We start from the raw sequence: 19,942 nt of genomic DNA on the forward strand, positions 1-19,942 counted from the left end.
ATCGCTTGCGAAGCTTCTATTTAATCAAGAATGACAATGCGTTGTGTGCTGACAGAGCCTGTTTCCATAGACGCAAGAAGACTGGAGAAATCGCGTGAATCAGGCGAAAAACCCGATAACCCCATGGCTTCTGCTGCTACCGGCTACTGTTTTGCTGGCAGTGTTTACGCATATTCCTGCGGTGATGACATTCATCAACAGCTTTTACCAAACGCCGCGCGGTAAGCGCCCCCCGCGCTTTGTCGGGGTTGATCATTATACGACTATGATCAACGATCCAGTTTTCTGGGCAGCTCTTAAGAACAATGCAATATACGCGCTTGGTACCGTGCCGGCATCCATTGCGCTCGCAATGCTGATGGCGATCATCGTGAATTCGTCGATACGCGGTCGATCGTTGATGCGGATGTCATTCTTCATGCCAACCGTGCTGCCGATGATTGCGGTCGCTAATATCTGGCTGTTCTTTTACACACCGGGCTATGGTTTGATCGATCAGTTCCTGGGCTTGTTCGGCTTCCACGAAACAAACTGGCTGGGAAATCCTGACACCGTGCTTGGTAGTCTTATGTTGCTCGCCATCTGGAAAGAGGCTGGGTTCTTTATGATATTTTATCTGGCTGCATTGCAGCAGATCAGCCCGAGCCTGTCCGAAGCAGCGGCGCTTGAAGGCACGGGTCGCTGGTATTTCTTCCGCCGCGTCACCTTCCCGTTGCTGATGCCAACCACCTTGTTTGTGCTCATCAATGCGGTGATCAACGCGTTCCGTCTGATCGACCATGTCATTGTCATGACCCGTGGCGGGCCTGACAATGCCAGCACTTTGTTGCTCTACTACGTCTATAATGTTGCATTCCGTTTCTGGGATACTGCCTACGCATCCGCGTTAACTGTTGTGCTGCTGCTGGCGCTGGCTGTTATCGCATTCGTCCAGTTCGGAGTTCTTGATCGCAAGGTGCATTACAAATGAGTGCAATGACATTACCTCATCAACCGCGCGAGGTTTCTTTCTGGCGGGCACTTGAAACCTTGGGCTGCTATCTGTTGGGCTTGCTCTGGATTATGCCGTTACTTTATGCTGTTTGGATGGCATTTCACCCCGCGCAATACGAAGCACGTTTTGATCTTCTTGCCCCATTGACGTTCGATAATTTCACGCAGGCTTGGAATGCCGCTCCCTTCGGACGCTACTTCCTGAATACATTTATGCTGATTACAACAATCCTGATCAGCCAGTTCATTATATGCACGCTTGCGGCCTATGCTTTTGCTCGTTACAATTTTCGCGGCAAAACAATTGTCTTCATGCTGGTATTGGTACAACTGATGATCATGCCTGAAGTGCTGCTTGTCGAGAATTACCGGACCATCGCTAAGTTAGGACTAGTGGACACAGTCGTGGCCATGGGGCTTCCCTACATGGCGTCCGCATTCGGCATCTTTTTGCTGCGTCAGACCTTCCTCACTGTTCCCAAAGAACTTGATGATGCGGCGCGTGTCGAAGGCGCGGGTGCACTCACCACCCTTCTCAAAGTCTATGTGCCATTGGCCAAGCCAATCTATGTCGCCTACGGCTTGGTTTCAGTTAGTTATCATTGGAATAATCTCCTCTGGCCGCTGGTTATTACCAACTCAGTTTCTACCCGCCCGCTAACGGTTGGGCTGCAGGTTTTTTCCTCGCCGGATCAAGGCGTACAGTGGAGTATCATTTCAGCCGCCGCATTGATGACGTCGGCACCTTTGCTCGTCGGATTTCTCTTGTTCCAGCGTCAGTTCGTGCAGAGCTTCATGCGCGCTGGTATCAAATGACGCCTGGAAACGGCGTTCATAACGGTGGGAGCAATCCGACCACGACGCTGAACTTACGGCTCATAGCAAAGCCGTAAGTTCTTTGTTGCTCCTTACGGCTAGTTATTCTGGCTTCGTATTGTTCACTTTGGACTGGCCCGTCTTATTTCCCAATATTGGCCTGTGATGGGAATTGATCAGATATTAGCAATCCAGCGCCATTTCTCAATAAGAATAGCGAAACGTATCTTCATTTCATCACGCGAGCCCAGCTTCGAATATCGCGCAGCGAGATCGGTGTCGCTTTTTATGAAGAACGTCGATGAGTGCAACGAAAAATCAGCTATTTCGCGCCTAGCCAATGGTCGAAACTTCCTTAATGAGCCAGTCACGAAAGAGTTGTAGGGCCGTATTAGAGACGATGTCATCGTGGCTACATATAAATTTGTAGGATTCCTTAGGCTCAAAATACCGCTCGGAGACAATGCAAAGGCTTCCACGCTGCACGTCGCTTTCCACGAGTGGCCGATGAGAAAAACCTATGCCTTGCCCGGAGCGAGCAGCCGCCAATAATGTATGTTGATCGTCAAAAAACAGGTTCGAATTCGCGGGTAGGTCATCATACCCGTTGTGAGCTAACCACTTTTTCCAGTCGCTTACGTCTCTATAGTGCAGCCGAGGAATCTCAGGGTCCAAGAGTAGGTCATGTGGGTTCTTCCTACTATCCAGTAACGAAGGGCTGCAGACAGGTACGAGCCTTTCTTTAAGAATTTCAATGTTGTACATACCAGCCGGCGGATGTAGGCAGTATTTGATCTGAGCATCTTCTCTATCGTGAGCGATGGAATCTATATCGAGATTGTTTAGATGGAGCTGGATGCCTGGATTTTGCTTCAGGAAGCCAGCAATCCTGCTGGCTATGACTTCCATTGAAAAGAAGGGGCCAGCACGTACCCGAAGGATTTGGATGTTCTTGTCCTGCCCGATCAACGTCGTAACAGCGCCGATTTCGTCGAATGCACGGGCGCAAACTTCGAGCAGCAAGGCGCCTTCTGGCGTTACAGTCACGCCTTTAGGTCCCCGAACAAGCAACTGACAACCCAAAGTTTGTTCCAAAAGCTTTATTTGATGGCTTACAGCGCCTTGGCTTACTGCAAGCTCTTCTGCAGCGGCGGTAAAGCTCTGACAATGCGAAACTGCTTCGAAAGCCCGTAGAGCTCTCAAACTTGGTAGCTTTCTTCGTCTCGCTCTTGAAGTCATTGCCCTATGAATTTTTCTAATGGCGCTAAATAGTTCTTTTGCATTGATTGACATTCGGCACAAGCCTAATCGTCAATCAACAAGAATTCCTTCGCTGCTCGACCTCGCCTGATTTGAGTGGCAACGCACGCCGATGCTGAAGGAGAAAACAGGGGTTCCAAAGGAGGACGACAGTTGCGGAAGCTTCTAAAAATGGGGACTATAGCCGCTCTATTTGCAGTGTGCGGTACCCTTTCAGCTGGTGCTGAGGAAATACGGATGGGAGCGGAGGGGGCTTATGCACCCTTTAATTATCTGGATCCAAGCGGGCAGTTGAAAGGCTTTGACATTGATGTTGGCAATGCGATTTGTGAAAAACTAAAAGCCAATTGCGTATGGAGCGCCAACGAATGGAGCGGGATTATTCCAGCGCTTCAGTCAAAGAAGTTTGACGTTATGGCCTCATCGATGGCGATTACTGAATCACGTATGCAGCAGGTCAGCTTCTCTAATCCCTATTACTACAACACCATGCGGTTCGTTGCTTTGAAGGAACTTGGCCTGAAGGACGTCACACCGGAAGGTGCGAAGGGTAAAGTTATTGGTACGCAAACCGGCTCCGTTGCAGTTGATGCGTTGCAGCGTTTTTTTCCTGATAATGAGGTGAAGCTCTATCCGACTTTGGAAGAGGCTTTCTTGGACATTGAAAACGGCCGTATCGACCTGTTGCTTGAATCCAAATTTGCGCTGAGCGACTGGATTAAGAAAGGGGCCGATTGCTGCGAATTTGTCGGTGACGAATTCCTTCTGGACGGTACTGTGGGTGCCGGAATGGCTTTCCGCAAAGATGATGACGAACTGCGCACACGCGTCAACAAGGCGCTTACAGAGATTATCGCGGACGGAAGTTACGACAAGATCAGTGCCAAGTACTTTGATTTCGACATTCGGGAGAAGCCGAAATTCGCGAGTGAGATATTCGGGAAGTAGTCCGTTGCTTCCCCGTGCACCTGATTCAAAACACCACATTGGCTCAGGTGCGCGCGACTCACTGCTAATATTTTGGCCGGCCGCTATTTCGTTACGACGGAATGCGATTGGTATTCACTAGAGAAGAAAGAGCGATCCGTGTCCTATCGTGTTGCGATCATCGAACTCATCAATGAAAGTAATACATTCACGCAAAATCGCACGAGCATCAGCGATTTCCGTGCATCGCATTATTTTAAGGGCGATGAAATCCCATCTAATTTCCGAGGCACCGGTTCTGAGGTCGGTGGCGCGATAGCGGTTGCGGAAGAGAAGGGGTGGGCGCCCGTTTACATCGTCGCAGCCCATGCGGAGCCAAATGGGCCGGTTCTTGAAACTGCTCGGTTCGAAATTACCGAGGAATGTCTGCGTCGATTAAAAGAAGCGGGGCCATTAGACGGCATATTTGTTGCTCTGCACGGTGCAATGGTAACGGAGACAGATCAGGACGGCGACAGTCAGTTCCTACGGGAAATCCGGTCTTTAGTAGGGCACAATGTTCCTATCGCTATCACCCTTGACCTTCACGCGAACATTTTCGATGAGTTGGCTGATCTTGTACAGATCGCGGTTTCATTCCGGACTTATCCTCATATTGATATGAAAGATGTTGGGGCCGAAGCCTGTGCGCTGTTGGACCGAACGATGAGGGGCGAAATCGAGCCTGTCCTCGCCATTTCGCGTCCCCCAATGCTTCTGGGTTGTGACGATGGGCGCACCACAGATAATGGGCCAATGTGTCGTCTGCTCGAAAGTGCTGATCGAGAAATGCAGCAACTAGGCATCCTGAATGTAGCGATCAATGCTGGTTTCACTGATGCCGATGTTTGGGCGGCTGGGCCGAGCGTTATCGTGACTTTCGACCAAAAGGTCGTCGAACAGAAAGCCGCTTTTGAGGTTGCCAGCAGGGTATGCGACGAGATCTGGTCCTATAAAGATCAGTGGTCTCAGCCAGTGCCACTAAATGAATGTATCCGACAACTTGACGAGGCCCGGGGCATTGAGGGGACTGTTGTCGTTGCTGATTTTTCCGATAACCCAGGATCGGGCGCTTACAGCGATTGCACCGCACTCATTGCGGCCATGCTCGAGGCCGGTGTGACGAATGCTGCTGCTGGCGCTCTTCTCGATCCTGAGGCGGTGGCTGAGATCGCAAACAGTGCGATAGGAGAGACTGTAACCGTAACGATTGGCGGCAAATCGGACCCATCTATTGGCGGTGGTCCCTTGACTGTGACCGGCCGCGTTATGTCCATCCGCGATGGTAGCTTCGTGTTTGAGGGGCCGATGTTTACTGGTTTACCCGGAACGACAGGGAAGGCGGTGTGCCTGCGTGTGGACGGGATCGATATCATGATCGTGTCGGAGCGTATGCAGATGCTTGATCAGAACATTTTTCGTATCGTTGGCATCGAGCCAAAGGACAAGTCTGTTCTGGCGGTTAAATCAATGCAGCATTTCAAAGGCGCTTTCGGTCCGATTGCAACGCGGATCATTGTAACTGATGCAGGTGGTTTGAGTTCGCCTGATTTATCAAGACGAGCTTATTCCAGGTTAAGGCGTCCTCTTTTTCCGTTGGATACATTGCCTGACCAGCCGCACAAGTGTTGCTGAGGCAGCATCCCATTTTGGACAATGATCAGGATATTCCGGTTGAGCGGAACAGTTAGGATGACGTTTTGCCATCGCTAAACTCCGCTCCAGATCGGTCTTTGGATCATTGATGGAGGATCCGATGACGACATCGCCAATTTTTACCGGACTAACAATCGAAGCAGCCGAAATACGGATCATACGGCTGCCGTTGCTTGTGCCTTTCGTGATTTCAACCGGAACAATGACCGAAAAGGTCATTCCAATCCTCACGTTACGAGCCGGCGGCCTCAACGGCTACGCTGAAGGTGTGATGGATCCATTTCCGGATTACCTAGAAGAAACTATCGCCGGCTCCGTGTCATTCTTGCGCGATGTCCTTATGCCTCAGATTGTCGGGAAACACTTTGCTGGTCCGGCGGATCTTTCAAATGTGCTCGATCCATGGCGCGGACACAGAATGAGCAAAGCCATGGTAGAGATGGCCTTGTGGGATCTGTGGGCCAAAGCACTCAACCTGCCCTTGAGTGTCGCGTTGGGTGGCGTGCGGGATTCTGTCGAGGTAGGCGTTAGCATCGGTATTGCGGATATTCCAAAGACCATCGAGCGGGTCGCAGTTTCACTCGATGACGGTTACAAACGCGTTAAGTTGAAGATCAAACGTGGGCACGATCTTGCCTTGGTAAAGGCAGTACGAGAGAATTTTCCTGAGGCGAACCTGACTGTCGACGCCAACACGGCTTATCGGCTTTCCGATCTGCCGCTCCTTAAGGCGATGGATACTTTCGGACTTGATTACATTGAACAGCCGCTGGCGTTCGACGATATTACCGACCATGTGAAAGTTCAGGAAAAGTTGGTGACTGCTATCTGCCTGGATGAGAGTATTCGTTCTTCAACAGATGTCCGCAAGGCACTTGTAGCGGGCGCATGCCGTGTCATCAACATCAAAGTAGGTCGTGTCGGTGGCCACAGCGCTTCCCGCGCAATTCACGATGTCTGTGCAGCTTTCGATGTGCCTGTCTGGTGCGGCGGAATGCTTGAGGCAGGTATTGGTCGTGCGCATAATATTCATCTGTCGACCCTGCAAAATTTTAGCAAACCAGGAGACACCTCCTCTGCAAGCCGCTACTTCCCGCGAGATATCGTCAACGAGCCGCTGGAGGCAGAAAATGGCTTCATGGCCGTCCCCAAAAACGGTTCGGGTATAGGAGTGACACTGGATCACGAATTTCTTGATACCGTTACCAGCCATCGTGAGGATTTTCGCGCATGAGCGACGTGTTAATCCGTGAGCTCGTCTCGATTGCAGAGATGAAGGTTTCCGAGGAAGTGCAAAGGCTGGTTTGGGGTGAAGACGACCCTGTCGACGCTTCCGATCTGCTGCTTGCCATTCAGCATGAAGGCGGTCTTGTCGCGGGAGCATTCTCTGGTCAAAAGATGGTGGGTTTCCTCTTTGGTTTTCCAAGTTTGACAGCGGGTATCCAGCATTCCCACCGCCTGGCTGTTCTACCGGAAGCCAGAGGTTTAAAGCTCGGAGCTCGAATGAAATGGTTCCAGCGCAAATGGTGCCTTTCACGAGGCATCACTCATGTTCGCTGGACCTATGATCCGATCCGGGCAGTCAATGCCAAGCTGAACATTACTAGGCTTGGCGGCACTTCGTCTACTTATCACGTCAATTATTACGGTCCGATGGTAGGTATCAATTCCGGTTTGCCGTCCGACAGAATCGTCGTCGACTGGCAGTTGGACGATCCGCATGTAGAAGCGCGAATTCATGAAAAGACGGTTCATTTTCCAGCTGATGCTCGACGTGTGAGAATTCCGGCTGACATTGATCATCTGCTCGCCCATGAGCCGGCGGCCGCCATGAGAGAAAGGTTGTTACTACGTCAAGAGCTTCTAACAGCCTTCAATGAAGGGAAGCGTATTGTAGGATTCGATCCGCAAAAAGCTGATTATTTATTGCTTTGAAGCCAGCAGCTCGATTTCTCAACGATGGGATTCCCTAGCACACACTCACCTAACAATGAGCTCCAATCATTGAGTTGATGAGCTATCAAAGGGTGGGGTTTATGTGTTCGCATTTATCGAAGTGCCTCTTAAAATACGGGGAGATGACGCGGTGCCTTTGCGTCCGGCCGCAGTTCCCCTTAGGTCATATTCCCAATGAAGCGGAGGAAGGAAGCCAGGAGATCGTGCTTCGTCTCGAACCAAATTTTCAGGCAAGCAATTTGTCTTCCGGTTCAACCACGCAGTTCTTACCTGATCAACCCTGAGGGAATCGAGCGTCACTTTCCTGGGTGCTGCCCGAGCAATATTCAAGCCGTACGGATATGATGTAAGCCCAAACTTATGTTGCGTTCGGTGTGAGAAAACGTGGGTGAGATACCTTGTTACCGTCCTCAATGATCGGCGGGACGTTGAGCTCGCTTAAAAAATTGATTGCCAATTCTTCGCGGCCCGTCTATTTAGCAAGTAAAAGCTTGGAAAAAGGTTTGTGGCATGGCAACGACGGCACTTATCATCGCGCAGGCAGTGGTGGTATCTGGGTTTGCTCTTTGGGCTACGATCGCAACAGTCAACAATGTTCGAGATTTCAAAGGATCAGCATTTGTCATTGGCGCGACGATAAGCATGAGCTTTCTAGATGAGCATCCCATAGTTGCAACGCCTCTCAAACGTCGTCGCGTCACAAATCCGGTTTGGTCGCGACTTGCCGTTGCTCTGATTACCGCGATCCAACTGTGCATTGCAATTCTGCTCTGGACCAGTACGGCCTTTTTTGTCGTTTTGGAGCCTGAATCGGCAAGAATCTTGGCTACGCTCGGCTTGGTAGGCTTGATAGGACTGTGCTTCATTTTTTTGTTGGGCGGCATGTGGTTCGCATACTGGATCAGGCAGGATGTATTGCAGCTGACGCATATCGGTCTTCTTGCGAGTGCGCTGGTGGCTGTGATGATGATGCAACTTTGAATGCCCCATCCATCTGCGATACCGCGACTGAATTCCGCCCGGGAAGGGCAATCTCGCTGCATTCAAAGATTGCACGCGGAGCGCCCGGAGCCCGTTTGAACGTGTGCGATATTGAGACTTGAACACCGGCGGTTTTAAACAAAAATCCGTTTATCGGGGAAAGTGTTATATGGGACGTTTCTCATTAGAAGTCGTTGTAGATGTGATTGCTCGCAGGATGAACGTCGGCAAACGACGGGTGATCGCTTCTTCCGCGCCATGGGTCTCAGGTGGTCGGCAATTTGGGACCCTGAGAGCTGTGATCTCGTCGTGCTTTCACGGTAATTTCGAAGCTTTGGCCATTTTAGAACCGTGGATTTTCTCATTGAGTGCCGGCGCTACGATCCGACGCTGAAGGTGGCCGAAGCTAACGAATTAGGCTGGATCTAACACATGGCGATCCAGACGAAAAACTCGAGAGATCCGCAATGAACGCTGAGCCAAAAAGTCTGCGGGAGAGGCTTGAAATCCAATTGGCCGACGGCCGGGATAACGCATTGCTCCGTTTCGCGCTCGGTAATGCGCTAATAAAGGACGGTGACGTTAGTGGTGCGTTGTTACATCTCGATAAAGCCATACAGCATGATCCCAGCTACTCGGCAGCGTGGAAATCGCTTGGATTAGCGCTACGCGCGCTTGGTCGCTTCGATGAAGCCGAGACGGCTTGGCTGAAGGGTGCGGAGGTTGCTCAACGGCGGGGCGACATCCAGGCTGCACGGGAGATGAGCGTTTTCATCAAACGTCTTCATCGCCAAAAGTCCGCGAATGCGGGATAAGCTCTGTTGCAATTACCATGGAGCAAAACCTTTTAGTCCGGTAACAAAACACCTGCCGCCGCGCATGTGAATGCTGACTGGCGGTCAATTGATTATCTCTCATAATGCCAAACCGCAGATGGCCATGCCGACACAGAAATCAGTTGGCATTGCGTTCGGATCCTATAATGGTATGTCGGGATTAATTGCGCGCAGAGAGAGTGAACCGTGATGGATTCTCGGTATCGGACAGGCTGCAGTGAGGAGTTATTGTAGAATATGATGCTCTGCAGAACACTGGGCGGGTGGCCCTTTATTAACGCTTTGAAATTTCTGTCAGCGTTACTACTTTCCTTTTTAGCGGCAAGCTCAAATGTTCATTCAGACGTCCTGCCGCCGCATCAGCCCATTGGGATTAGACATGTTTGTGCGTCTGTTCCAATAAGTGCTCATCCAGGTAAATCAAGTGAGCGTTCCCTTCGTCCAGGAGATGAGGTCCAACTGCAAGACGTCACTTTTGGGCCGGATAATAAGCCCTATTTCGCAGTAGATTACGCCACTGGGGTTGGCCTGCAACGTGCCACAGGTTTTTTGCCGGTCGATCAGGTTTTTAATTTCTGTGATTTCGAAAAGAGAGCAGCAAACGGGCAAAGCTTCCTTGCTCCTCCGAACACTTGCCATCTTGTTGCCGTTGAAACGACCACTCTTAATGCCTTGAATAATGAAGCGAGAGCATTAGAGGAATATCGCGCATCCATGGCTGCATACAGAATGACCAACGGGAAATTCGCACTTTCCCTTGGCTTGCTCAACACTCGGGCAAGTCAATCGATTATGCGTCAGGCAGAGGGACTTCCGAAGACTAGTCAATGCTCAAGCGGTGCTGATTTTGTTGAGGCGATGTTAAAAACGGAGAACGCCTTTTCAATGGCAGAAACCGGAGGCTTTGCTTCCGATGCTCAACGTCTGGCCGCCGCACGCAATCTATGGCAACAGGCAGAGCAAGCGGCCGACACAGCTATTTTCAAGCAGGCTTGTGACCTTGGTGCGTCGGAAGCCTGTAGTCGCTACGCTGAAGCGATCTACAATATAGATGATCCGAAGGGTACTTTACCCGCATCTGTTACACATTACGCACTTATGGGCTGCATGGGCGGAAGTGTGCTTGGTTGTCAGCTAGCGATTAATCGCGCTGAAAACACTCTGGAAAACGCACAATTTCGCGCCGTTGATGGTGGAACGCATAATCCAGATGATCTCGTAGTTCTTGAACTGTCAAAACCGGGCTGCGATGCCCGTCGGGCGGTTAGTTGCATATTGTTAGCGCGTGGTACCGCGCCGTATAAGAATCCGACACTTATTCAAGCAGCATCGAATTTTGCTGCAAAACTGACCGCATGCAGAACGAGTATTGCGTGGGCATGTGAAGAACTTCAGGATGCATTCTCACAAGTTGTTCAGGCCCGCAATGAATATGCCTCAGCGTCTGCCGACGAAAACTATGCACTTGGTTCTCTGGTTGAGGAGTACTGTACTCCGGGACCACGTAAACCCAACGTCCCGCAATGCAAGCCCGCTTATTTGAAGTACCGGGATTTTCTTCAATACACAAAGTCTTCAGTCTCTGGTGATGAACGAATTGCAAAAGCAAAAGGTTTTCTCGATCGGGGTTGTTCCGCTGGCGATCCTTCTGCCTGTGCCGCTCAAACCAAGCTAAGCGCCTACTGGTCCGCTGAAATTCGAAGCAAGGCTGCGGAACGGGCCATCGAATTATGCGCTCAGCAAACCGATAAGGACAGCGTCTGTGATGGATTGGCGGCGTCACTCGACCCCGAGCTCAATGGAGCGAAGCCTGCCCAACGCGCGATTTACGACGCTTTTGTTGCGAAATGCATGACCGGCAGCACCTCCGAGGGGCCGCAAGCCTGCAGTTCCGCTGTCTCGACATATAAGTCGATGGCTGGAGACCTTCAGTCGCCAGATATTGAAGCGATGCTCTCTGAAGCTTGTAAGGATGAAAATATAAATGGCTGCGGTTCTTTAGCTTCTCTAATTGCCGAGAAATCCCACAATAGCCCTGAAGACAAAAAAGAAGCGCTTCTGCCTGTCCTGCGCACCGGTTGTCGCTTTGATGACAGTCCCGCGAGCACATGCCTCTCTTTGGCAGATACTCTGGCCTCAGGCGGTGATATTGCAAACGCGGCTGACGTTTATACCAAGACTTGCGAGTACCAGATCAAGCACGCTGTCGGGCGCCTAACGGACGTCAGCATCTGCTATAATGCCGCCAAATTCGCACTGGCACAGAAAATTCAATATACCGATGCGCTACGTTGGGCCGAGTTTTCATGTAGTGCTGAAGACCTTGGACTATCGCCATACGCATGTAAACTTGCCGGAAATATTTACGAGTCTGGGCTAGGTGTTGATATCAACCAACAGGAAGCCGTGATTGCGTATCAGAATGGCTGTTTCCATCCATATGTAAAAACCACTGATGGTGAATCCTGCATTAAGTATGGAAATATCCTTCTGGATGCGCTCAGTCATCTCAACGACACGGGATCTCCTAAATTGGTCCTACCCGGCAATATGTATGAAGACACGGAAAGCCCAATTGGCATTGGTTCTGAAGCATCGCGTGCATATGACATGGGGTGCATGGACAGTATTGAACAGGCTTGCCAGTTAAATCGCAAATTGCTCGATGATTGGAGCAAGGGGCGATATTTGCATAATCGCGTTCAATGTCGAGTTCTCAATGACAAGGGAACTGTCTTGTCTGACAAGGTTTGTCGCGAGTTTCCTTTCTATCAAGCTGCAGGCCAGGCGAAGGAGCAGCGTCATCAGATACGATTAGAAGTACATGTCTGGCCGGATGGTGACCGAACGGTGGTCTATCAGAAGGAGGGGAAATGGCTCTTGAACGAGCTAATAACCGATGGCATTCGTCGTGAAGATGAAACCAGTTGCTGGAGAAATCCGGTTTCGAAGAAGAGCTTTTGCGTAAAACCGCTGGAACAATAGTCAAATTGACCTCAGTGAACGGTTACAGCTCATATCTTCGAAGCCTGCTTTTGCATGCGAGCGATACGCTCGTAACTTATTTTCTCTTAAGGCTGAATAGATAACAGACAGGATCCCGAGTTGCCTCATCGACTGCTCGGGATTTTGCTTTTTAAGGGCACTCAGCAGCGTGGAGGCTTGTGCGTTCAGGAGCCGTTGGGAAAGAATGCTGTCTGATTAATCGGGTGGCCCGGTGTATGTGAACTTTGGCGGGGGATGCAAAGCAGCAAGAAGTTTAGGTTCAGTCAGGCTTTGACTATAGCCCTGAAATCCGTTTTCTATCTCTGCGTCAGAATCTCGTACGTTTGGCACGAGGCTTTTCGGATGTAAGACTTGCAAGGACATCGAATGATCGTAACCCGCCTTCTCATCGCGTCGCGATACCACGCAATATTGCTCACAACTGCGACTTTTTTTATGGCGCAGGAGGGGCATGCGCAGACCGCGAAAGATATTCCCGCGATCCCGGCGATAGTCGTACCCGACTTTATTGGTGTAGAGCCCGCGCAACAAACGTTTCAAAATGCCCTTGGTGATAAACTGTCTAATATTCCGGGCATTCGTGTTGCGCCTGCGCGATGCGACGATCATGGTGCATTAGTGTCGCGAAACGGTATGGTGCTTAGGGACGATACCGGTATCACTGCCGAGTTTGCTGACCAAGGTACCTATGTCATTGAGCACGGGGGCGCGGGGGTCGCTGATGTTAATGGTGTACAATTTATTGTGAAAGAGGATGGGTCGGGTGCTATCAACCGAAAAGGTGAGGGGGGAGAGCAGATCACGATCGAAGCTGACGGCTCGGGGAGCTATAATAGTGCGCGCGAACAAATAACCCTTGACGGTCAAGGCGGTGGAACTTGGAACTCCGACCAAATGGGCCAGGTGGCAATTGAGCCAGATGGCAGTGGGGTCTGGAACGGTCCTCTTGGCCAGGTCGTCAACGAGGGTAATGGCAAAGGATCGTGGAAAGGCGAACATGTTGTTATCAATGACGGGAATGGCGGCGGCACAATCGACGGAAAGGAAGTCGAGATGGCGCCGTTGTCCCCACTGCCGCTGGCGGGCAAATTCCCGTTGCTAACAAAGTTCCGTCTCCCCTCGGCAGCATGCGGTTATCTGATCACGCTGGAAGACCGCATTCTTTTCAACTTTGACAAAGCAGACTTGCGCACTGACGCGGCTGAAACCGTTGATGCGCTGGCAAGGGCTTTAAGTACCGTCGCTCCTAAGCGCCTGGAGATTCGAGGCCACACAGATGCTAAAGGCACGGAGGAATATAACTTAGATCTATCGAAACGCCGTGCATCGACAGTCAAATCAGCGCTGAAAGATCGAAATGTCAGCAGTGAGATGGAAGCTAATGGCTTAGGTGAAAGTCAACCCGTTGCATTGAACGAAATCGACGGCAAGGACAATCCGGTTGGTCGCCAGCTTAATCGGCGCGTTGAGATTTTCGTGCCGAATTGAGAACGCCGGAAGTGTCGGGCGCAATCTTAGCCAAGCGCTGGTAAAGGCACTTGGCTCGGCCTAGTGATGCAGTGTGGCTTTTATAATTTGGTCGTCTGTAAGACAACATTCACGAACGGTGAGACAGAGAGGTTGGGCTTGTGTTAAGGGACTAGGGAAGCATTCGCTAGAAATTGAATGGTATATTCCTTGCATGCATGAACGCTTTGCCCTTCGCGTCTGCTGAAGCGGTCAACGCGCTATCTTAACCATCCTGCACTCTGTCATACTGCGAATGTGACGTGTCCATTCTCGTCAATGAGCCAACTCGGATTCCAGGCAATCTCCCAAGCGTGATCGTCAGGATCAACTACGTAGCCTCGAAAGCCGCCATGAGGCGGGGTGTCTGCAGGTTTGATCAGACATCCACCCGCCTTGACGAGTTGTTCAATCAAGATTTCTACGTCTGCTTGGCTTGGTACGTTATGAGCCAATGAAAATGCGCCGGGAGAACAGAGCCCAAAGCGGTTCATATCTTTTTCAAGCACCGACTTTTCGAAGGTCCCGAGCACAAACCCGTTCATCTGGTAAAAGATAATTTCATCATTCTCGAAGACCGGTTTCCAGCCAAATCCTTCAACGTAAAATCGCCTCGAGCGCGGTAAATCATTAATCCCGATTGTTATGACTGAAATCTGCTGTTGCATGTCAAAAACCATTCATTCTTCGGAGTATTCAGCTAACGGAATGTTTGACCTTGGATTTCTTATGAAGGCTTTGGAAACGTATTCTCATATACCACAGGGAGGCGGATTCTCTATCGTTGAATTAAATGGTTCGAGGAAATCGAAATTAGACGAAACGTTCAGTGTAACTGACGAAGAAATGCAGTGGAATTGCGGGGAGAGTTCTTAGAATTGAAAGGGCCCTCTTTTTCATTCCAGAATGACATCCCTGAAGTGCTGTAAATGGCGATTGCTGATTTTCATGCCTTCAAAAGTAGTCAAACAATTGAGCTGTCACGGAAATTTCGCGACAGAACAAAACCAAGATTGTACCATTGCAAGCGACTCATTCACGCCGCTGGAATTGGCACATTTCTTGATTTGGGCGGGACAAGGAAATTTGGAATGCCATTTAGTGCGCTTGCAGCCGGTATAGTTTTGCCCGCACCTATACTCCTCGTTGAAGACGATATCGCCGTCCGACGTCGGCTGGAAGACATTTTACTCCAGTTTGGATACAAGCTCGAAACAATCATTTTTGCGACCACTCTCGCTGAGGCGCGAGGTTGTATTGCGGAGCGACCGATCGCCCTTGCCCTGGTTGATATAGGCCTGCCGGATGGTAGCGGAATTGATTTGATCAAGGAGCTACATTTGAAGGATCCGGCATTATCAATATTGGTGATCTCTGCTTGGTGCACGCAGGATGTCATTCTCTCGGCCTTAAGGGCTGGCGCGGTGGGATATGTGTTGAAAGAGCGTGACGATCTCGAAGTTGCGATCGCTCTACGAAGTGTGTTGCGCGGCGGGGCGCCTATTGATCCCTTTGTAGCAAAGCGCATTATTGAAGAGTTGCCGGCTGAAACCCATGAGGTCAAATCAAATCCGGAGCATTTGCAAACTCTGACGAGCCGAGAAAGCCAAATTCTCCAGCTCGTAGCGGAAGGCCTTGGCAACCGCGATATTGCCGATAAGCTTTTCTTGTCCCGCCACACTGTTGAGTGTCATATAAAGCGGATATATCGAAAGCTTGCTGTTTCTTCGCGTACACGAGCCATTCACACCGCACGCCAACATGGCTTGCTGCTGTGAATTGGTTCGGAGCATTTTTTCTTTTTGCCATGACTGTCTTTACAGCAACGCAGACGTTTGCTGGTCAGCCACAATGCAATGTTCACATAACTGATATTCGCACGGCAAAATCCGCTGAGGATGGCAAACGACCACTTTTATCGGGCGACTGGGCAGCTGTGACGCTTCCTCATGATTGGAACTGGCACACCGACGCGGCGGCGGACGATGTCTGGTATCGTTTGGATTGGATACAGGACTGCCCGCCAGGTAGTCGACAGTCAATAGCTTTGCTTTTGCGTTCAATTGTTATGGCCGGTGAAGTATACGTCAACGACCATTTTCTTTGGCGTGATGAACATCTTGTCGAACCAATTTCGCGCAGCTGGAATATGCCTCGGTACTGGATGCTTCCAGACGTGTGGCTAAATGATGGGGTCAATACCGTCTGGATCAGGGTTGTTGGGATCAAACATCAAACGATTGGTCTGGGCGCAGTTCAAATCGGAAATGCGGGGAAACTCAACCAAGAATTTGAAAACTTATGGTGGCGTAACCGGACGTTGTACGTCGCAAACTTAATCGTTTCCGGGGTTATTGGAATATTGTTTTTCTGTATCTGGATCGTTCGCCGAGATCAGACTGCCTATGGATGGTATGCCCTTTCAACCCTTTTTTGGGTCGTATTTATATCAAACGCATTATTGACGACGCCTTGGCCGTGGCAAGACTCCATGGTTGCTGCAAAAGTGAATGCAATTGCCCTGATGTTATCGGTGTCGGCTTTCTGTATTTTTACGTTGCGTTTTAGCCAGCGAGTTCGCAAGCGATATGAACTCACAATTTGGGCTTCTACCGCGTTATTTGCAGGCCTATTAGTAGTAACTCCACAGATTTATATCGGCTATATTCAAATCTTAAGCCTATTGGTAGCAACAGCGTTCTTTCTGCACAATTGTATTGAATTTCCTATTTATGCCTTGAGGACTAAGCAGAGAGAGCATCTTTTGCTTGCCTTCTGCCTTCTGGTTCTTTTCCTGACAACGCTTCACGATTTTCTGTTTATTTTTGCGCTCATCCCAGGGAAATTTCCTGTTCTTCCCTATGCCAACATCGCAATAACACTGAGCCTATCTGGGATTTTGGGATTGCGGCATGCCCACAACGTACGCCGTATTGAGCAATTCAATGTCGAGTTGGGTCGGTCGGTGGAGGATGCACGTGCCGAACTTGCGACAACACTTGAACGCCAATATACGCTTGAGTTAAGCAATGCGAGGTTGCGTGATCGAATTGAAATTGCACACGACCTGCACGACGGAATCGGCGGCTCACTTGTGCATATGATGGCGACGATCGAAAAAGGATCGGGCGATGTGAACCGGCCGCAAGTGATTTCAATGCTCAAATTGATCCGTGACGACTTGCGGCAGACGATCGATAGCAATTCCAGTCCAAGTATCAAGGTTCCAGCGACTCCAATCGACTGGATAGCTCCGTCGCGTCACCGTTTCACAACGCTTTTTGATGAGCTGAATATACAGTCAAAGTGGGTGTTCCCCGATAATTGGCGGTATACGCCAAGTGCACTGCAATGTCTTGCAATGACACGCATTGTCGAAGAGGCATTAACGAATATCGTCAAGCACAGTCGCGCAGATTCTGTCGGGGTTACGCTGATGCAGCCACTACTGGATGAATTAGTGCTGGAGATCGAAGACAATGGCCTTGGCTTCAATGTAGAAGCCGTTCGGCAAGCCGGTATCAGTATCGGAATGCGTAGCATGGCCACACGCATCGCGCGGGTTGGCGGAAGTCTCCAGCTCAGCTCATGTCCCGGCAGGACTGTCTTGACCACTAAACTTAAGCTTTTGGAACGGCAGCCCTAGCAAAAATATCAAGCGCTCATGCCTGTTATCAAGCCATTGAAATCTCACCCGCTATGATCTGTCGCGCAATAGGGGAGCGGTTGCCGGAACTGATCGCATCCGTTGATGAAGACGAGCGCAACGTGCTTTTGACACTGGCACGGCTGTGGAGAACGCTAGTAATGGGTGATTTCGCCTCCAAAGATGATGCGGCAGACTGGTTTGTATCCAAACTATCAAAGTGCTCAGCGGTCATCCTGTATTTGGCTCGGAATGCTTACAACGGTATCGGAGATGATCAACTTCACCTTTATCCAAAGGATGTGTCACATGCGGTAGAGGAGTTGAAAGGGAACAATACTAGCGCTCTGCCTGTGCCATACCGGGTGTGATTGGTCCCAATTACTGGTCTGCCAAAATTGCGAAACCAATTTGCTAGCGCATTGAAAAAACGCGGGACATTGGCGTAGCAATCGAACTCGCTCAAAGCGGTTGTGTTGTTTTTCATGTATTTCAGCGCTCTCCCGGACATTCGATCATGCATGCTCTGTATATTCACAAAGTGGAAGGCGAGCGGACGTTATCGCGCTGGTGGACGACCATTTCACACACAGACTATCGAGAGTGGGCACGCGCCCAGAATCAGCTTTAATCAAGTTGTCTCGTCATCGGGTCCGCTGTTACCGTTCAGATAATTGTAAACCGTCGCCCGACCCATTCCCAACAAACGACATATATAGCCTGCCGCATTCTTGCCGCTAAAAGCACCGCTATCGGCGAGCGCCTGCACGAGCTCTTTTTTCTGACTGCGCGACAGATCTGAAATATTGAGACCGCGTGTCGCCGTCCAGTGCTGAATGTAGTTGTTGATGCGCTCGAACCAATCGTCACGAAAAAGGCTTTCCATTTCTCCAGATGCGGAGGGTACGGAAACGAAATTCTGCAATGTTAGCACCATGCTTTCAAATACAGACATATCTGCATTTATGCACAACACTCCAATTTCTTTCCCCTTGGAAGTCCTCAAGACGGAGCTGATCGACTTTATCCTTCGTCCGTCCCAATTGGTTTTCGCGTAAGGACCAATCAATCTATCCTCAGGCGTAAAGTTGATCTCGTCAAGATTTGACGGATCGCCAAGCTCTCTTTTTGAAAAATTTCCAGCGATATGGACAACTGATGCGCTCGGGAGATCGTGCAAAACGACCTCGGCAAAAGGCGCAAACAAAGTCGCTATTGCGTCGCAAATTGGGACGTAGGGCAACAGGTTCGGGCTGATGTTATGGCTCAAAGGGCTGTTTTCCTTGATCAAAATTCTATTCATTTTCCAAACTATACCCTCAGTTCAGTCTGATTGTATAGTCGCAATGTGTGAGACAAATGGACTAGACAGTCTAAAATAGATATAATAGTCTAAAACTAATCACAGCGCCTGGACGCGCTTTCCCAGCGATACGAACGTACCGCCGATTGCGCGTTGAAGCCAAAAAACAAGGGAACAAATAGCATGAAAATGTGGAAGTCAGCCTTTTTAGGTGCCGTCACAACCATACTTATCAGCGCGTCTCTCTCTCATGCTGAGACTTTGCGTGTGGGGCTAGAATGTACTTATCCGCCATTCAATTACCGCACGGCAGAAGGCAACCTTGAAGGCTACGACGTTGATGTCGCCAAGGGAATTGCAGAGATCACCGGCTACGAACTTGACTATGTGTGTCAGGGCTTCGATGGGCTCATCCCGGCGCTGCTGGCCAACAAGTTTGATCTGATCGTCGCTTCCATGTCGATTACTGACAAGCGGAAACAACAGATCGATTTTTCTATTCCCTATCGTAAGTCGGTAGGGCATTTGGTGGCGGCGGCAGGAACGGGCGCGGACATGTTTGACGCGAGTGGCCAGCCCATCCCTGAAAAATTTAAAGGTGTACGCATAGGTGTTGAACGGGCTTCAACATATTTCGATTGGTTCAAAGCAAAGCTGCCTGACGCCGATCTGGTTATGTATGATGGTGTCGAACCAATGTATCTCGATCTGAAGAATGGCCGGGTCGACATGATCATGACCAATCCGATGAAGGCTTATCTCTCGTTCCTGCAGGGAGAAGGGAAGGGCAAGTTTGAGTTGGTTGGGCCGGAAATCAATGAGCCAAAATATTTTGGCCCCGGGGTTGGTGTAGGCCTGCGCAAAGGTGAGGACGAACTGCGTGGAAAGATTGACGACGCCATCCGCCAACTCATCCGCGACGGTAAACTCAAGGACTATGCGCTAAAGATATTCCCGTTTCCCATCCATGATGATGCATGGGCTAACAAATAATCCGTCAATGGTGTCTTCTTGAAA

The 19,942-nt window shown here is 50.1% G+C and carries 17 protein-coding genes; 14 read left to right on the forward strand and 3 right to left on the reverse strand.

Annotated features, from left to right (window positions below):
• Positions 1-94: 94 nt before the first annotated feature.
• Complete coding sequence (locus tag QSJ70_RS24730; protein ID WP_285540504.1) at positions 95-970, forward strand: carbohydrate ABC transporter permease; 876 nt, start codon at positions 95-97, stop codon at positions 968-970.
• Positions 967-1,809: a carbohydrate ABC transporter permease gene (locus QSJ70_RS24735; protein WP_285540506.1), complete on the forward strand. Its 843-nt coding sequence runs from the start codon at positions 967-969 to the stop codon at positions 1,807-1,809. Before QSJ70_RS24730 ends, QSJ70_RS24735 begins: the two co-directional genes overlap by 4 nt.
• Positions 1,810-2,142: 333 nt before the next feature.
• On the opposite strand, the gene QSJ70_RS24740 is transcribed toward QSJ70_RS24735, so the two are convergent.
• Entirely contained in the window at positions 2,143-3,102 is a 960-nt protein-coding gene (locus QSJ70_RS24740; protein ID WP_252349285.1) for a LysR family transcriptional regulator, read from the reverse strand.
• A gap of 63 nt (positions 3,103-3,165) precedes the next feature.
• Here QSJ70_RS24740 and QSJ70_RS24745 point away from each other — a divergent pair, with 63 nt between their 5' ends.
• From QSJ70_RS24745 to QSJ70_RS24780, 8 genes are all read left to right on the forward strand, one after another.
• On the forward strand, positions 3,166-4,017 hold the full coding sequence (locus tag QSJ70_RS24745; RefSeq protein ID WP_252349286.1) for an ABC transporter substrate-binding protein: 852 nt from the start codon (positions 3,166-3,168) through the stop codon (positions 4,015-4,017).
• 138 nt (positions 4,018-4,155) lie between these two features.
• Positions 4,156-5,670, forward strand: a complete 1,515-nt coding sequence (locus QSJ70_RS24750; protein ID WP_285540509.1) for a M81 family metallopeptidase — start codon at positions 4,156-4,158, stop codon at positions 5,668-5,670.
• A gap of 121 nt (positions 5,671-5,791) precedes the next feature.
• Positions 5,792-6,925, forward strand: a complete 1,134-nt coding sequence (gene menC, locus QSJ70_RS24755; RefSeq protein ID WP_285540511.1) for an o-succinylbenzoate synthase — start codon at positions 5,792-5,794, stop codon at positions 6,923-6,925.
• Complete coding sequence (locus tag QSJ70_RS24760; RefSeq protein ID WP_285540513.1) at positions 6,922-7,626, forward strand: GNAT family N-acetyltransferase; 705 nt, start codon at positions 6,922-6,924, stop codon at positions 7,624-7,626. Before menC ends, QSJ70_RS24760 begins: the two co-directional genes overlap by 4 nt.
• Positions 7,627-8,157: 531 nt before the next feature.
• Positions 8,158-8,628, forward strand: coding sequence for a DUF2165 family protein (locus tag QSJ70_RS24765; protein WP_285540515.1), 471 nt, complete (start codon positions 8,158-8,160; stop codon positions 8,626-8,628).
• Between the two features lie 467 nt (positions 8,629-9,095).
• Entirely contained in the window at positions 9,096-9,443 is a 348-nt protein-coding gene (locus QSJ70_RS24770; RefSeq protein WP_285540517.1) for a tetratricopeptide repeat protein, read from the forward strand.
• A 258-nt stretch (positions 9,444-9,701) separates the two neighbouring features.
• The gene (locus QSJ70_RS24775) at positions 9,702-12,449 is read left to right on the forward strand and encodes a hypothetical protein (protein ID WP_285540519.1); all 2,748 of its coding nucleotides are present in this window, start codon (positions 9,702-9,704) and stop codon (positions 12,447-12,449) included.
• 387 nt (positions 12,450-12,836) lie between these two features.
• Positions 12,837-13,958, forward strand: a complete 1,122-nt coding sequence (locus QSJ70_RS24780) for an OmpA family protein (protein WP_285540521.1) — start codon at positions 12,837-12,839, stop codon at positions 13,956-13,958.
• Positions 13,959-14,221: 263 nt separating this feature from the next.
• Here the strand turns inward: QSJ70_RS24780 and QSJ70_RS24785 are convergent, their stop codons facing one another.
• Complete coding sequence (locus QSJ70_RS24785; protein ID WP_285540622.1) at positions 14,222-14,644, reverse strand: VOC family protein; 423 nt, start codon at positions 14,642-14,644, stop codon at positions 14,222-14,224.
• A gap of 261 nt (positions 14,645-14,905) precedes the next feature.
• Between QSJ70_RS24785 and QSJ70_RS24790 the strand changes: the two genes are divergently transcribed.
• Genes QSJ70_RS24790 through QSJ70_RS24800 form a run of 3 tightly spaced genes read left to right on the forward strand, consistent with a single transcriptional unit; the run spans position 14,906 to position 17,993 of the window.
• On the forward strand, positions 14,906-15,754 hold the full coding sequence (locus QSJ70_RS24790; protein ID WP_285540522.1) for a LuxR C-terminal-related transcriptional regulator: 849 nt from the start codon (positions 14,906-14,908) through the stop codon (positions 15,752-15,754).
• Positions 15,751-17,622, forward strand: coding sequence for a sensor histidine kinase (locus QSJ70_RS24795; protein ID WP_285540524.1), 1,872 nt, complete (start codon positions 15,751-15,753; stop codon positions 17,620-17,622). The genes QSJ70_RS24790 and QSJ70_RS24795 overlap by 4 nt, the downstream gene beginning before the upstream one ends.
• A gap of 41 nt (positions 17,623-17,663) precedes the next feature.
• Positions 17,664-17,993: an aminoglycoside adenylyltransferase domain-containing protein gene (locus QSJ70_RS24800; protein ID WP_285540624.1), complete on the forward strand. Its 330-nt coding sequence runs from the start codon at positions 17,664-17,666 to the stop codon at positions 17,991-17,993.
• Between the two features lie 260 nt (positions 17,994-18,253).
• Here the strand turns inward: QSJ70_RS24800 and QSJ70_RS24805 are convergent, their stop codons facing one another.
• On the reverse strand, positions 18,254-18,913 hold the full coding sequence (locus tag QSJ70_RS24805) for a helix-turn-helix transcriptional regulator (protein WP_285540526.1): 660 nt from the start codon (positions 18,911-18,913) through the stop codon (positions 18,254-18,256).
• A 165-nt stretch (positions 18,914-19,078) separates the two neighbouring features.
• Here QSJ70_RS24805 and QSJ70_RS24810 point away from each other — a divergent pair, with 165 nt between their 5' ends.
• Positions 19,079-19,918, forward strand: coding sequence for an ABC transporter substrate-binding protein (locus QSJ70_RS24810; protein WP_285540528.1), 840 nt, complete (start codon positions 19,079-19,081; stop codon positions 19,916-19,918).
• Positions 19,919-19,942: the final 24 nt, after the last annotated feature.

The sequence above is a fragment of the Brucella sp. NBRC 12950 genome, assembly GCF_030268145.1.
GTDB lineage: Bacteria > Pseudomonadota > Alphaproteobacteria > Rhizobiales > Rhizobiaceae > Brucella.

What these genes read in the sequence shown, in the direction of transcription:
- QSJ70_RS24785 (WP_285540622.1), bottom strand. Translation starts at nt 14,644, where the DNA reads ATGCAACAGCAGATTTCAGTCATAACAATCGGGATTAATGATTTACCG.
- QSJ70_RS24790 (WP_285540522.1), top strand. Translation starts at nt 14,906, where the DNA reads ATGGCGATTGCTGATTTTCATGCCTTCAAAAGTAGTCAAACAATTGAG.
- QSJ70_RS24740 (WP_252349285.1), bottom strand. Translation starts at nt 3,102, where the DNA reads ATGTCAATCAATGCAAAAGAACTATTTAGCGCCATTAGAAAAATTCAT.
- QSJ70_RS24780 (WP_285540521.1), top strand. Translation starts at nt 12,837, where the DNA reads ATGATCGTAACCCGCCTTCTCATCGCGTCGCGATACCACGCAATATTG.
- QSJ70_RS24765 (WP_285540515.1), top strand. Translation starts at nt 8,158, where the DNA reads ATGGCAACGACGGCACTTATCATCGCGCAGGCAGTGGTGGTATCTGGG.
- QSJ70_RS24770 (WP_285540517.1), top strand. Translation starts at nt 9,096, where the DNA reads ATGAACGCTGAGCCAAAAAGTCTGCGGGAGAGGCTTGAAATCCAATTG.
- QSJ70_RS24760 (WP_285540513.1), top strand. Translation starts at nt 6,922, where the DNA reads ATGAGCGACGTGTTAATCCGTGAGCTCGTCTCGATTGCAGAGATGAAG.
- QSJ70_RS24775 (WP_285540519.1), top strand. Translation starts at nt 9,702, where the DNA reads ATGATGCTCTGCAGAACACTGGGCGGGTGGCCCTTTATTAACGCTTTG.
- menC (WP_285540511.1), top strand. Translation starts at nt 5,792, where the DNA reads ATGACGACATCGCCAATTTTTACCGGACTAACAATCGAAGCAGCCGAA.
- QSJ70_RS24735 (WP_285540506.1), top strand. Translation starts at nt 967, where the DNA reads ATGAGTGCAATGACATTACCTCATCAACCGCGCGAGGTTTCTTTCTGG.